Raw genomic sequence first — 14,426 nt, forward strand, 5'->3', positions numbered from 1 at the left:
TGTAAATAATCGGTTAAGCATTTGATCGCGCTGTTACCACTTGTCGCTTCTTGCTTCCATAATGCACCATGGTCTACCCCTGTTCCACACATGGAAGAGGAGCGAATCATGAAGCTGAAAGCCGCCGACCCCAAGGTTCTCGGGCCTGAAGTAGAGCTTGATCCGGGCTCCGTCCTTGATATCCGCAGCCTGGTCATCAACGGCGTCGATCTTGCCCCGGGACGCGCCATTCCCGATGATGGCGATCCGCGTATCGATCATTCGCTGGAAGGCTTTCTCTTCACCTGCGGCCCGGACCATATCCGCCACCCCTTTCCGCTGGGCGATGGCAGTGGCGGTCGTTATCCGTTGCATGGCTCCTTCTCCTCCCATGCGGCCCGGATTGTCGGGCAGGGTGTGGATTTTTGCCAGGCAAGCATCGATGTCCATCATGCCGATGGCGGACAATCCCGGCTGGAGCGGCATTGGCGGATCGATAGCGCAGGCAAGGTGCATTTGCTGGACCGGCTGGTGAATACCGGCCCGGCGGCCTTTCCGGCCTTTCTCATGTATCACATGAATGTCGGCGCGCGGTTGTTTGACGATCGGGTGCGGCTGGAAGGCCCGATGCTGGAAGGCGGCGGTTTCGGCTGGCGCTTTGGCCAGGAGCCGGGCGGTGTTTTCTGCGTGCCCGCACAGGGCGGCGACGACGCTGGCCTGACGCTTGGCCCCCTGGCCTCGCTGGGCGGGCTGGCGCTCAAGGTGCAGTTTGCAACCAACACCCTGCCTTACCTGCAAATCTGGCGGAACCAGCAGGCCCCCGCCAATGTGCTGGGCATTGAGCCGGTGTCACATGCCTGGGTGGACCGCGACGCGTTGGAGCGCCGGGGCGATTTCCTGCCGCTTCACCCGGGCGAGGCCCGCGAATTTGCGTTGAGCTTCTGGTTCGAGCCGGCTGATTGACGCGCCGGACCATGCGTCGTAATACCAAGGCTCGAAGATGCGAACGCATCCTCGCCTTGAAAGGATTTCGAATATCTCAATTGCATCAGAGGCTTGAGATATTCGAAAGCGGAATACGGACGATCCTTTTCAAGGACCGTCCGTATCAGTCTTCGCCGTCTTGAAGAAAGGATGCTTCGATGAATATCAGGCCGATCAACGAGGAATATTCCGTTAGCGGACAGATTCAGGTCGCCGATCTGGATGAGATCAAGGCGCTCGGCTTCAAATCCATCGTCTGCCATCGTCCGGACGGTGAAGAGCCCGGCCAGCCTGCCTTTGCCGAGATCGAAGCCCGCGCGAAGGAACTGGGCCTGACCATCCGCCACATTCCGGTTGGCCCCATGGGTGTGACGCCGGATGCCGTGGCCGCCATGGTGGATGCTCTGGATGATTTCGAGCGCCCCATGCTGGGCTATTGCCGTTCGGGCGCCCGTTCCACGGCCACCTATGAGCACAGCCTGCGCCAGCGCTGATTTTTTTGACCGATGGCCGGGCGCTGATCGTCCGGCCTGTTTTTTTGACCATGATCAGGAGAGTTTCATGTCCATCAAGCGTATCGAACCCGGCAAGCGTATGAGCGGCGCCGTCATCCACGGCAACACCGTCTATCTCGCCGGTCAGGTGGGTGAAGGCACAAGCGTGACCGAGCAGTCGAAGTCGGCGCTGGCCGAAGTGGAGCGCCTGCTGGCGCTGGCTGGCTCGGACAAGTCGAAGATCCTCCAGACGATCATCTACCTTTCCGACATGTCCACCTTCGGCGAAATGAACGCTGTCTGGGAAGCCTGGATCGACCCCGCCAACCCGCCCGCCCGCGCCACCAGCCAGGCAGCACTCGCCACGCCGGATTACAAGGTCGAATTCATCGTCACGGCTGCCATCTGATACCAAGCGTCATTGAAAATGACTCTTGGTATTCTTCTTTCGAATATCTCAAGCCACTGACGCAATTGAGATATTCGAAATTCTTTCAAGGCGAGGAGGCTGACGCATCTTCGAGCCTTGGTATGATTAAGTCTTCTGGAAAAATGTTCCAAAAGCGCAAATCAAAGGCCGGGATCGCTCCCGGCCTTCTTCGTTTCACGCCCTCTCCCGGATCTCGGTCAGAGTCCGGGTTGGTGTGATGGCTTCGGCATCCAGCTTGATGTCGATGATCGACGGTTTGCCGCTGGCGCGGGCGTGTTCGAAGGCGGCGGCGAAGTCTGCCGTGGTTTCCACCCGTTCGCCATGGCCGCCATAGGCTTCGGCAAAGGCCTTGAAGTCGGGATTGACGAGATCGGTGGCGCTGACGCGGCCGGGATATTCGCGCTCCTGATGCATGCGGATCGTGCCATAGGTCCCGTTATTGACCAGCAACACGATGATCGGCCAGCCATAGCGAATGGCGGTGATGAATTCCTGTCCATGCATCATGAAGCAGCCGTCACCGGCAAAGCAGATCACTTCGCGGTCCGGGAAAAGCGCCTTGGCCGCCACGGCGGCGGGCAGGCCATAGCCCATGGAGCCGGAGGTGGGAGCGGCCTGCGTGTTATAGGCCCGGAAACGATGGAAGCGGTGCAGCCATGTGGCGTAATTGCCCGCGCCATTGGTAAAGATCGTATCGCTGGCGGTATTGGTTTCGATCCACTCCATGATCGGCCCCATCTGCACCGCGCCCGGTCCCGTCTTCGGCGGTGTGGACCAGGTGAGATAGGCCTGATGCATGGCCTGCGTGCGTCCGGCCCAGGCTGGCGAAGCGGGGGCCTCAAGTGAGGTGAGGGCGCTGACGAAATCCCGCGGGCTTGCGGCAATCGCCAGATCCGGCCTGTAGACGCGGCCCAGTTCCGAAGGGTCCGGATAGACATGCACCAGCCTCTGCTTCGGATAGGGAATATCCATCAGCGTGTAGGAAGAGGAGGGCATTTCGGAAAAGCGTCCGCCGATCAGAAGAAGCAGGTCCGCCTCGCGGATTTCCTTGGCCAGCGCCGGATTGATGCCGATGCCCACATCGCCCGCATAGCAGGGATGGAGATGGTCGAACAGCATCTGGCGGCGGAAAGAGCAGCCTGAGGGCAATTCCCAATTTTCCGCAAAGCGCTGGAAAGCAGCGACTGCCGCCTCATCCCAGCGTGTGCCGCCGAGAAGGGCGAAGGGCCGTTTTGCCTCTTTCAGCATCTCACCAAGGGCGGCGATCTGTGCCGGGCCGGGATGCGCCTCCACCGGCATATAGGGCTTTGCCTCCGGCGCCTCGGTCTCTTCCACCAGCACGTCTTCCGGCAGGGTCAGCACCACCGGGCCGGGACGGCCGGAGGTGGCAACGGCGAAAGCGCGGGTGATGAATTCCGGGATGCGGGAAACATCATCGATCTCGCCGACCCATTTGGCAAATTCGGTGAAGGCGCGGCGATATTCCACCTCCTGAAAGGCTTCCCGCTCGCGCGCCTCGCGCTGCACCTGGCCGATGAACAGGATCATCGGCACCGAATCCTGCCGGGCGATGTGAAGCCCGGCGGACGCATTGGTGGCACCGGGGCCGCGCGTCACCATGCAGATGCCGGGTTCGCCGGTCAGCCGGCCCCAGCAATCGGCCATCATCGCCGCACCACCTTCCTGACGGCAGACCACGGTTTCGATGCCGCTGTCATAAAGCGCATCCAGCACCGCCAGATAGCTCTCGCCCGGCACGCAGGCCACGCGCCGCACGCCATTGGCCTTCAGCGCTTCGACAATCAGTTTTCCACCGGTTCGCCGCATGGATTGGTTCCTTCCCTTTCAGGGCCGTCTCGCTTTATACCAAGGCTCGAAGATGCTACTGCATAATTCCTTAAATCGGAATCGATTTAAGGAATTATGCAGCAAATTTAAAGTGTTACAGCGTCCTTTGTGCGTTTGATCAAATGCACGGCGCTGTAACGCATCCTCGCCTTGAAGGAATTTCGAATATCTCAAATGCATCAGGGGCTTGAGATATTCGAAAAGGGAATACGAAGGGCCATTTTCAATGACCCTTCGTATTACGACGCTCACGCCAGATGATGTACAGGCCGGAGCCGATGATGATGGTAATGCCGAGCCACTTCACCGCATCCGGCAATTGCCCGAATACCAGCCAGCCAAGCAGCGTTGCTGTGACGATTTCCAGATATTGCAGCGGCGCCAGCGTTGAGGCCGGGGCAGAGCGATAGGCATAGACGCCGAGCAGGCCGCTCACTGCTGAGGCAAGACCGGTGCCCAGCAGCCAAAGCAGGCCGTGGGCATCGGGCCAGACCAGCACCGTCTCACCCGATAGGCCGGAAACGGCAAGGGCGATACTGCTGAAGACAAGGCCCCAGAAACAGGTTTCCACCTGCATGACGAAAGCGTCCTGCCGATGCGAGAGCAGACGCGTGAGGATGGAAAACACCGCCAGCGCAAAGGCCGTGACCACCGGCAGCAGCGCCACCAGCCCGACATCCCGGAAACTGGGCTGAATAACGAGAAGTGCGCCGAGAAAGCCCACGCTGCAGGCGCTGTAGCGTCGCCAGCCGATTTTCTCCTTGAGGAAGATGCTGCTGAGAATGGTCAGCATGATCGGCTCCACGAAGAAGATCGCCACGGCATCGGCCAGCGCCATATAGCGCAGCGCCGCGACAAAGCTCATCATCGACAGAAACAGCATGCCGCCGCGCAGGATATGCAGCTTGGTGTTGGCCCAGGTCGGGCGCGGCCAGGTGCCGCGAATGGCAAGCACCGGCAGCATGCAGGCGATTTGCAGCGGAAACCGGAGCGTCGTGATTTCCAGCGTCGGCAGGGTCTCGGTCGCCAGCTTTGAAAACAGATCGATCAGCGGCGCGATCAAAACCGACAACACCATCATCGACAGACCGAAGGCGATGCCGGGGATTGCAGGTTTTGACTCTCTGGTCTCTGAGGCTGCGGTCATGTCATTCCCGTTAAGAGCATAATTCGACCGGAGTGAAACCAGGATCGATAAAATTACGCTTCAAAAATAAAATGTTAGAGCGCCGATCTGATTCAATCAGATCGAAAAGCGCTCTAGATCTATGCTCGTCCTCCGGTTTAAACCGTTCCGGCGCTTCCCGCACATGAAATTCCTTTATGGAATCATTCCGTTCCGGAACGGGTGATTTTCAAGACCTGGGCTGCCCAGCGGGCAAAATCCTCGGCGGCCTCGCGCGCGCCCAGTTCATGCAGGGTTTCATGCCGCATGGTCTCGTGGATTTTCAGCGTCACATTCGTCAGCCCGGCCTTGCCCATGCGGCGGGCAAGATCTCGCGTTGCCCGCGCCCTGTCGGTTGCCGGGTCTTCTCCGCCGCCGGTGAGATGAATGGGCAGCGCCTTCGGCAGCCGGGCAAGCGCCTGTGGGGTGGCGGCACTCGTTGCCATGGCAACCACGTCCAGCCACAGCGAAACGCTGGCGGCAAAGCCGCAAAGCGGATCGGCAATATAGGCCTCCACTTCCAGCCGGTCGCGGGAGAGCCAGTCGAACAGCGTCTGGTGGCCGGAAACGGACTTGCCCCAGGCTTCGAACGTGGCGCGTGGCATGATCTGGCTCGGAACGTCCGACCCTTTCAGCGCGCGCTCGACCTTCAGCAGCAGGCGCGCCGCCGTTCCGGAAAGCCCGAGGCTGAAATTGGAATTCCAGACTGCCAGTGCCTGAAACAGCGTGGGAAAGCGGGTGGCGGCGCTGAGTGCGATCAAGCCGCCCATCGAGTGGCCAAACAGCAGCACCGGCAGGCCCGGATGCAGGCTGACGGCAAGATCGCGCATGGCGCGCACATCTTCCACCACGCGGTCCACGCCGCCCTTTGCCGCAAAGCGGCCAAGCGGTGCGCCCGGCGCCCTGGTCGCGCCATGCCCGCGATGATCATGGGCGTAGACCGCAAAGCCGCTGGCACTCAACACCTCCGCCAGGAGGGCGTATCGGCCTGAATGCTCCGCCAGGCCGTGGCTGATGATGGCGATGGCCTGAGTCGGTTCTCTGGACGGCAAAAAACGGTAGGCGATTCGCGCGCCGTCTCCGGCCGCGAGGTAGGCTATGGTGTCGAACATGTCCCCCTCCACTTGTTCTCCCGCTGCAGAAAACGCGATTTTGAGCGCAAAGACAATGATTTGTCTCAATATCCTCTTTTAACGCCTTCTCTTTTTCCGCTGCTGGTTACGAAAATCCGACTCCCGCTTTGCGGTAAGCTGCCTTACATACTGTGTGCACTGCAGCGGATCGGAGGCGACCAGCGCCTGCCCCGGGCAACCGCTGCATCCTGGTGATGAAAGGTCCTCCATGCGTCTCGGTTCCGCCGTCTTTTCTCTTCTGTTGCTTGCAACTTTCGTTCCGCCGGGCGCCCAGGCGCAGGAGGGCGGCAAGACCACGGCGCTTCTGGCGGTCAGCTGGCAGCCCGCCTTTTGCGAAACCAAGCCGGACAAGCCCGAATGCAAGAGCCAGACGGCAGAGCGCTATGACGCCAGCCACTTTACCCTGCACGGCCTGTGGCCGATGCGGAAGAACTATTGCGGCGTGAGCCAGGCCGACATGAATGCCGATGCGGGCAGCAAATGGACGCGCCTGCCGCCGGTGACGCTGACCGCCGAGACGCAGAAGGCGCTGGAGAAGGTCATGCCCGGCACGCAATCGGCGCTGGAACGGCATGAGTGGATCAAGCACGGCACCTGCTCCGGGCTGGAACAGGAGGCCTATTTCTCCACCGCCATCGCGCTGATGGACGATCTGAACGGCTCCGCCGTAGCAAAACTCTTCGCCGCAAGGGTTGGGCAGAATGTTACGGCCATGGAAGTCCAGCAGGCCTTCGATGAGAGCTTCGGCAAAAACGCCAGCCGCCGCGTGAAGATGCGCTGCGAACGCGATGGCGAGCGCCGGATCATCACCGAACTGACGATCGGCCTCGGCGATACGGATGAAAAGGCGGACCTCAAGGAGCGGATCCAGGCCGCTGGCGGCACGAGCTTCGGCTGCGATCAGGGCGTGGTCGATCCGGTAGGGTTGCAGTAATTCGCCAAGCTTGTGCTTCATTCGGGCTGCCCCTCTGAGGAATGGAAGAGCCAAAAATGCCGGGGTTAGGCCAGGGGGTGCATTGCCCCCGGGCGGGCTTTGGCCTACATAGCGGCAACCTTTTCCCATCGGCGCGCGGAGAGTACCACCACCATGGCACGTCAGTTCATTTATCATATGGCCGGCCTCAATAAGGCTTATGGCAACAAGAAGATCCTCGAAAACATCCATCTTTCCTTCTATCCGGATGCGAAGATCGGTATTCTCGGCCCGAACGGCGCCGGTAAGTCCACTGTGCTGAAGATCATGGCCGGGCTCGACAAGGAATTCACCGGTGAAGCCTGGCTGGCCGATGGCGCGACGCTCGGCTATCTGCCGCAGGAGCCGCAGCTCGATGCGTCCAAGTCGGTTCTGGAAAACGTCATGGAAGGCGTTGCCGCCAAGAAGGCGATCCTCGACCGTTACAACGAGTTGATGATGAACTATTCCGACGAAACGGCGGATGAGGGCGCGAAGCTTCAGGACATCATCGACAGCCAGAACCTCTGGGATCTGGAAAGCCAGGTGGAAATGGCCATGGACGCGCTGCGCTGCCCGCCCGGCGATGCCTCCGTGGACAACCTCTCCGGCGGTGAAAAGCGCCGTGTGGCGCTCTGCCAGCTTCTGCTGCGCCAGCCCGATCTGCTGCTGCTCGACGAACCGACCAACCACCTCGACGCCGAAACCATTGCGTGGCTGGAAAAGCATCTGCGCGAATATCCGGGCGCCATCCTGATGGTCACCCACGACCGTTACTTCCTGGATAACGTCACCGGCTGGATTCTCGAACTCGACCGTGGCCGTGGCATTCCTTACGAGGGCAATTACTCCGCCTATCTGCAGGCCAAGGCCAAGCGCATGGCGCAGGAAGAACGTGAAGAGGGCGCCCGCCAGAAGGCGCTTGCCCGCGAACAGGAGTGGATTGCCTCCAGCCCCAAGGCGCGTCAGGCCAAGTCCAAGGCCCGTATCAAGGCCTATGACGAACTGGTCAAGGCGGCAGCCGACCGTCGCCCCGGCGAAGCGCAGATCATCATTCCGGTGGGTGAGCGTCTCGGTCAGGTGGTGATCGAGGCTGAAAACATCACCAAATCCTATGGTGACCGGGTGCTGTTCGAAAACCTGTCCTTCAAGCTGCCTCCGGGCGGTATCGTTGGCGTGATCGGTCCGAACGGTGCCGGTAAGTCGACGCTGTTCAAGCTCATCACCGGGCAGGAAAAGCCGGATGCCGGTGAAATCCGCATCGGTGACACTGTCGATCTCGGCTATGTGGACCAGAGCCGCGACCATCTCGATGGCTCCAAGACCGTGTGGGAAGAAATTTCCGGCGGCAATGACATCATCAAGCTTGGCAAGCACGAGATGAACTCGCGCGCCTATTGCGGCGCCTTCAACTTCAAGGGTGGCGACCAGCAGCAGAAGGTGGGCAATCTCTCGGGCGGTCAGCGTAACCGCGTGCATCTGGCCAAGATGCTGAAGTCCGGCGGCAACGTCATCCTGCTCGACGAACCGACCAACGACCTCGACACCGAAACGCTCGGCGCGCTGGAAGACGCACTGGAAAACTTTGCCGGTTGCGCCGTTATCATCAGCCACGACCGCATGTTCCTCGACCGTCTTGCAACCCATATCCTCGCCTTCGAAGGCGATAGCCATGTGGAATGGTTCGAAGGCAACTTCGAGGATTACGAGCAGGACAAGATCCGCCGTCTGGGTGCTGACGCGGTGAACCCGAAGCGGGTGACCTACAAGCGTCTGACGCGCTGACTTTATCCCGGAGCGTCCGGGAACGCAGTTTGCAGATTGATTTCAAGCGGCGCCTTCGGTGAAATTTGCTTCACCGAAGGCGCCGTTTTCGTTGGAGATTAATAAGGAGCTATTGTCTGTTGCCGGGATCCAAGCGGGGACCCTTGTCCTGGCACTTGAATGCAGCTTTCCAGGAAAGCATGTAAAAACAATTGGTTCGCTTCTTTCTGCGGCCATCTTTCCACGCGTGCGGCGTGTGCCTGTTTCATGCTGAAGCGGTAACGATCAATTATGGGTTTCCTGTTTTAGTATATGTCATGTTCGGGATGCAGTGGGGGAGATTGCATTGTCTATTCGTAACATTCTCATAGGCGTCTTTTCTGTTCTCAGTTTGACGCTCAGCGTGCTTGTGGCCAACTCGCTCTGGAGCGCCTACCGCAATTACGTGATTTTTGATGAGGTGGCGCAACTCACCCAGTTGGACAAGGCCCTTTTCAAAGCCCTTCTGGCGTTCCGTAACGAACGCGGTGACAGCGCAACCGCGCTGGCGCTCGACATCAAGGATAACGCCAAGACCGTGGAAGTGGTGCAAAGCGGACGCCGGGTGGTGATCGAGGGCATGGAAGACGCCAAGGCCGTCAAGGCAGGCCTTTCTACGGCAGAAATCGAAACGCCGATGGCCACACTCATGCAGGCCTATGACAAGGTCGTCGCCATGCGCTCCAAGATCGACAGCGAGGTGGGCAAGCCGCTTGCGCAGCGTGAGGCCGGCTTGAGCGAGAGCTGGATGGCCGCCGGTGGCGACTTTCTGACGGCGCTGGAAAAGGCCTCAGATGCAGCCGAGGGCCGAATTCGTTCGCTCGATCCTTCCCTGGTGTCGCTGATCCAGATCCGCTCCGGTGCATGGGCAACGCGTGCCATCGGCGGCAACGGCGCACTGATCCTCAATGCCGTGATTGCTGGTGGTAAAACGCTTTCCCCGGCCGACCAGTCAAAACTGTCGGGTATTGACGTCACCATGGCCTATGCGTGGAAGAATGTGCGTACACTGGTCGAGCATCCCGCCACGCCACAGGACGTGAAAGAGGCGGTGAAAAAGGCAAACGCTTCTTACTTCGATGGCGACTTTGCCGCCATGCGAAAAGGTATTCTCGACAAGCTGTATGCCGGTGAAAAGGCCCCTCTGGGTATCGACGATTGGCGTGTGCCCGTAACGGCTGCTTTGAAGACGATTGCCGACGTGGCCTCGCTCTCCATGGCGGAACTGGACAAAAAGGCCGCCGACGCCAAGGCTGATGCCCTTTACGCAGCTATTTTCTATCTGTTGCTGTTCGGGATTGTCCTGACCCTGGCAATTGCTGGCATGGTGGTCATTGTTTCGCGGGTTATCCGGCCCATTGGTGAGTTGACCCGCTGCATGGATGCCCTGGCGCAAGGCAACAGATCCGTGACGGTGCCGGGCGAAGGTCGCCGTGATGAAATCGGCGACATGGCGCGCTCTGTTGAGGTCTTCCGTCAGGCAGCGATCCGCAATGCCGAGCTTGAGACGGAGGCGGAGGAAAACCGCAAGCGTTCGGAAGCTGAGCGTGCCGAGATGCAGGCGCGCGCCGAGGCGGAGGCGAACGAGCGGCTGGAACGGGCCACTGGCGCCCTGGCCTCCGGCCTGCGTCAGCTCGCTTCCGGGGATATGCTGTGCGAGATCGAAGAACAGTTCGCACCGCAATTCGAAGCGCTGCGGCATGACTTCAACACCTCGGTCAGCCAATTGCGGTCGGTGCTGGTGTCTGTTGGGGTGTCTGCCAGCGGCGTGCGCAGCGGCAGCGGTGAAATCTCGCATGCCTCCAACGATCTCGCCAAGCGCACGGAAACGCAGGCGGCCTCTCTTGAGGAAACGGCAGCGGCGCTGGAAGAAATCACCTCCAACGTCAAGGCGACCTCGCAGCGCACCGGTGAAGCCCGCGATATCGTCCGCAACGCCCGCTCCAAGGCGGAGCAGTCCGGGGTGGTGGTGAACAATGCCGTCTCGGCGATGGAGAAGATCGAGCAGGCCTCCAGCCAGATTTCCAACATCATTGGCGTGATCGACGAGATTGCCTTCCAGACGAATCTGCTGGCGCTGAATGCCGGTGTGGAAGCCGCCCGTGCGGGCGAGGCGGGCAAGGGCTTTGCCGTTGTGGCGCAGGAAGTGCGTGAACTTGCGCAGCGCTCTGCCAATGCGGCGAAGGAGATCAAGGCGCTGATCGGCAATTCGGCTGTTGCGGTGAATGAGGGCGTGAAGCTGGTGGACGACACCGGCAAGGGCCTTCGCGAGATTGCCGAACTGGTGCAGGCGATCAACAGCCATATGGATGCGATTGCGACGGCGGCGCAGGAGCAATCGACGGGCCTCAACGAGGTGAACACGGCTGTAAACCATATGGACCAGGCGACGCAGCAGAATGCGGCGATGGTGGAGGAGATGAATGCGGCAAGCGCGGGTCTCGCTCAGGAGGCTGAAAAGCTGTCGGAGCTTCTGGCTCGGTTCCGCACAGGCCAGGAGCGGGCGGCACAGGCTGCTATTGCCTCGAGCGCCCGATCTTCCGCAGCCGCGCGTCCATCCGCCCCGCTTGCTGCACCAGCACGCCGGGCTGCACCCGTCAGCCGTGGCGGTGCTGCGGTGGCCGTCCGGCAGGAGAGCTGGGAGGAGTTTTGAGCTAACCTCTGTGCGCTTTTCAAACCACTGATGAGTATCGTTAAGCCGCACCTTTCTTTTCGAGGTGCGGCTTTTCTCATGAATCGGCTTGCTTTGTACGAATTGTATTAGGCTTTACTTATAAAACAGCGCCTTAAGAGGTTTTTAGCGCCTAGGTGGCAAGGTACCCTTACATTCGTGGGGGCCCCGTCAGATCATGTTTTCCATCCGCAATATCCTTGTCTGCGTCTTTCTTGTTATCAGTCTCGCCCTGGGGGCGATGGTTTCCAGAGCGCTTTATGTTTCCTACAGCAACTTCAAGGTGTTCCGCGATGTGGCGGGTCTTACCGCTGTCGACAAGGCGCTGTTTGACTTTCTGCTGAACTACCGGCTTGAGCGGGGACATACGAATACGGCCTTCATTACCACCCCGGAAAAAGCCGGGAGCTCGCTGCGTGACATTCCGGCTGACCGGCAGAAGGTTGACGCCGCGATGAAGGATCTGGCCGAGGCCGTGAAGGCGGCGGATACGCCCGAACTGGCGACGATGGTCGGCAAAATCAAAACCAGCTATGATACGATCGTTGCAACACGGCAGCAGATCGACGCGCAGCTTGCGCTGCCGCTAGAAAACCGCAACAAGGATGTCAACGTCAAGCAATTGAGTTTCGGGCAGGGGGTGCTGGATGATCTTGAAAAAGCCTCCGTCGTTGCCGAAGCAAATATCCGGACCCTCGATAACAGCCTGATGGATCTGTTGCAGATCCGCGCCAATGCCTGGGCCGCCCGCTCTGCGGCTGGTGCCGAATCCATTCTCCTGAACAAGGCCGCCACCTTGAACGGCCCGCTGCCCCTGGCCGATATCGTAGAACTTGCTAGTCAGCATGCCCGCGTTGCAAGCGCTTGGGCGCAGGTGCGTGCGCTTGGTAACCATCCAAGTGTTGCCGGTGAGTTGAAGCAGGCTCTGGCGCAGGCGGAGAACATCTATTTCAGCGGTCCTTTCTGGGACCTGCGTGATGGCATGTACAAGAAGGCGGTGGCCAACCAGGATGTCGGTGTGCCGCTGGAAAACTGGCTGGCGCCCAGTTCGAAAGGTCAGGGTGCGATTGCGGATGTTGCGCTTGCGGCCATGAAGGTTGTCAACGACAAGGCCAATAGCTTAGCCGACGACGCTCTTTCGGCGTTGATCTTTTACAGCCTGATGCTGGCCGGCGCAGCCTTGGCGGCTGGCGCGGGCATGATCATCGTGGTGCGCCGGGTGGTCGGCCCGATTGGAACGCTGACCCGCTCCATGGGGGATCTGGCCAAGGGCGATACGCAGGCGCAAATCCCGATGATCGCCCGCAAGGACGAGATTGGGGAGATGGCACGCTCGGTCGAGGTGTTTCGCGAGGCTGCCATCCGCAATGCCGAGCTTGAGGCCGAGGCCGAGGAAAACCGCAAACGATCCGAGGCCGAGCGCGCCGAGTTGCAGCGCCGCGCCGAGGATGAAGCCAATGACCGTTTGAACAAGGCCACTGGCGCTCTGGCTTCCGGCCTGCAGCGGCTTGCCTCCGGCGATCTTGCCTGCGAGATCAGCGAGCAGTTTGCCCCGCAGTTCGAAGCCTTGCGTCATGACTTCAATACCTCGGTGGCGCAGTTGCGCGATGCCCTGGTCGCCGTTGGCAATGCGTCCAGCGCCGTGCGCGGCGGCAGCGGCGAAATCTCCAGCGCTTCGGATAATCTTTCCAAACGCACGGAGCAGCAGGCAGCTTCCCTTGAAGAAACGGCTGCGGCGCTGGAGCAAATCACGTCGAATGTGAAGGCAACAACGCAGCGTACCGGTGAAGCCCGTGACATCGTGCGCACAACGCGCTCCAAGGCGGAGCAGTCCGGCGTGGTGGTGAACAATGCCGTCTCGGCGATGGAAAAGATCGAGCAGGCCTCCAGCCAGATTTCCAACATCATTGGCGTGATCGACGAGATTGCCTTCCAGACGAACCTGCTGGCGCTGAATGCCGGTGTGGAGGCAGCCCGCGCCGGAGAGGCGGGCAAGGGTTTTGCCGTCGTTGCCCAGGAAGTGCGCGAGCTTGCGCAGCGCTCTGCCAATGCGGCGAAGGAGATCAAGGCGCTGATCGGCAATTCGGCTGTTGCGGTGAATGAGGGCGTGAAGCTGGTGGATGACACCGGCAAGGGTCTTCGCGAGATTGCCGAACTGGTGCAGGCGATCAACAGCCATATGGATGCGATTGCGACGGCGGCGCAGGAGCAATCTGTCGGCCTTGGAGAAGTGAACACGGCTGTGAACCATATGGACCAGGCGACGCAGCAGAATGCGGCGATGGTGGAAGAGATGAATGCGGCCAGCGCTGGTCTGGCGCAGGAAGCGGTGAAGCTTGCAGAATTGCTGGCGAATTTCCGCACAGGCCAGGAGCGGGCGGCACAGGCTGCTAGTGCCTCGAGCGCCCGGTCTTCCGCAGCCGCGCGTTCGTCTGCTCCGTCTACGGCACCTGCACGCCGGGCTGCACCCGTCAGCCGTGGCGGTGCTGCGGTGGCCGCCCGGCAGGAGAGCTGGGAGGAGTTTTGAAGCTTCAAAGTCTGGACCTGATTTTTCAGGTTTGCTCTTTTCGACAGCCTGCATGCAAGAGCGAAAGCGTTTCCGTGTTTCAATGAAGTACGGAACCGCTTTCGCTTTTGGCTTGACTGATTTTGCTGCAATGCCCGATTTCCGTGGCCGCAGTCTTCTTCGATCTTCTTTGAAAGCCCTTCGCGCAATGCGTTTCTGTCCTTGAAACGGAGCGAAGCCTTCAGTTGCAGGTATCGATTAATGCGTTGGAAGATATCGGAAAATTCAATATCTGGCATTGTGGCTCTGTGAGCCGATTTGCCGATCCGTAAATAACGGGCAGTGTGTGCGTTATTTATAATGCAATACAATAGCTTATGCTGGCAAGTCGCTTTGTTTTGCGGTTGAAGGATTTATGAAGCAGAAAGTTTGGCGGAAACGCGATGACAATACAACTCACT

10 protein-coding genes are annotated in these 14,426 nt (G+C 59.9%); 7 read left to right on the forward strand and 3 right to left on the reverse strand.

Annotation, left to right across the window (positions count from 1 at the left end; all coding sequences use genetic code 11):
- Positions 1-108: 108 nt before the first annotated feature.
- The 3 genes from QO005_RS05375 (at position 109) to QO005_RS05385 (ending at position 1,866) form a co-directional block, all read left to right on the forward strand.
- Positions 109-942, forward strand: coding sequence for a DUF4432 family protein (locus QO005_RS05375; protein WP_307156956.1), 834 nt, complete (start codon positions 109-111; stop codon positions 940-942).
- Between the two features lie 179 nt (positions 943-1,121).
- The gene (locus tag QO005_RS05380; protein ID WP_307156957.1) at positions 1,122-1,457 is read left to right on the forward strand and encodes a protein tyrosine phosphatase family protein; all 336 of its coding nucleotides are present in this window, start codon (positions 1,122-1,124) and stop codon (positions 1,455-1,457) included.
- A 67-nt stretch (positions 1,458-1,524) separates the two neighbouring features.
- Complete coding sequence (locus tag QO005_RS05385; RefSeq protein WP_307156958.1) at positions 1,525-1,866, forward strand: RidA family protein; 342 nt, start codon at positions 1,525-1,527, stop codon at positions 1,864-1,866.
- 195 nt (positions 1,867-2,061) lie between these two features.
- On the opposite strand, the gene QO005_RS05390 is transcribed toward QO005_RS05385, so the two are convergent.
- The 3 genes from QO005_RS05390 to QO005_RS05400 all read right to left on the reverse strand — a co-directional run bounded on the left by QO005_RS05390 (position 2,062) and on the right by QO005_RS05400 (position 6,012).
- Entirely contained in the window at positions 2,062-3,714 is a 1,653-nt protein-coding gene (locus QO005_RS05390) for a thiamine pyrophosphate-binding protein (protein ID WP_307156959.1), read from the reverse strand.
- A gap of 244 nt (positions 3,715-3,958) precedes the next feature.
- Positions 3,959-4,882: a DMT family transporter gene (locus tag QO005_RS05395; RefSeq protein WP_307156960.1), complete on the reverse strand. Its 924-nt coding sequence runs from the start codon at positions 4,880-4,882 to the stop codon at positions 3,959-3,961.
- A gap of 182 nt (positions 4,883-5,064) precedes the next feature.
- Positions 5,065-6,012 carry an alpha/beta hydrolase gene (locus QO005_RS05400; protein WP_307156961.1) on the reverse strand — a complete coding sequence of 316 codons (948 nt, stop codon included), beginning with the start codon at positions 6,010-6,012 and terminating at the stop codon, positions 5,065-5,067.
- Positions 6,013-6,241: 229 nt separating this feature from the next.
- Between QO005_RS05400 and QO005_RS05405 the strand changes: the two genes are divergently transcribed.
- The 4 genes from QO005_RS05405 (at position 6,242) to QO005_RS05420 (ending at position 13,986) form a co-directional block, all read left to right on the forward strand.
- On the forward strand, positions 6,242-6,967 hold the full coding sequence (locus QO005_RS05405; protein WP_307156962.1) for a ribonuclease T2 family protein: 726 nt from the start codon (positions 6,242-6,244) through the stop codon (positions 6,965-6,967).
- Positions 6,968-7,120: 153 nt separating this feature from the next.
- Positions 7,121-8,770, forward strand: coding sequence for an energy-dependent translational throttle protein EttA (ettA, locus tag QO005_RS05410; RefSeq protein ID WP_307156963.1), 1,650 nt, complete (start codon positions 7,121-7,123; stop codon positions 8,768-8,770).
- Positions 8,771-9,089: 319 nt separating this feature from the next.
- Positions 9,090-11,441, forward strand: coding sequence for a methyl-accepting chemotaxis protein (locus QO005_RS05415; protein ID WP_307157079.1), 2,352 nt, complete (start codon positions 9,090-9,092; stop codon positions 11,439-11,441).
- A gap of 196 nt (positions 11,442-11,637) precedes the next feature.
- Positions 11,638-13,986, forward strand: coding sequence for a methyl-accepting chemotaxis protein (locus tag QO005_RS05420; protein WP_307156964.1), 2,349 nt, complete (start codon positions 11,638-11,640; stop codon positions 13,984-13,986).
- The last annotated feature ends 440 nt before the right edge of the window (positions 13,987-14,426 follow it).

The organism is Allorhizobium paknamense (genome assembly GCF_030815125.1).
Taxonomy (GTDB): domain Bacteria; phylum Pseudomonadota; class Alphaproteobacteria; order Rhizobiales; family Rhizobiaceae; genus Allorhizobium; species Allorhizobium paknamense.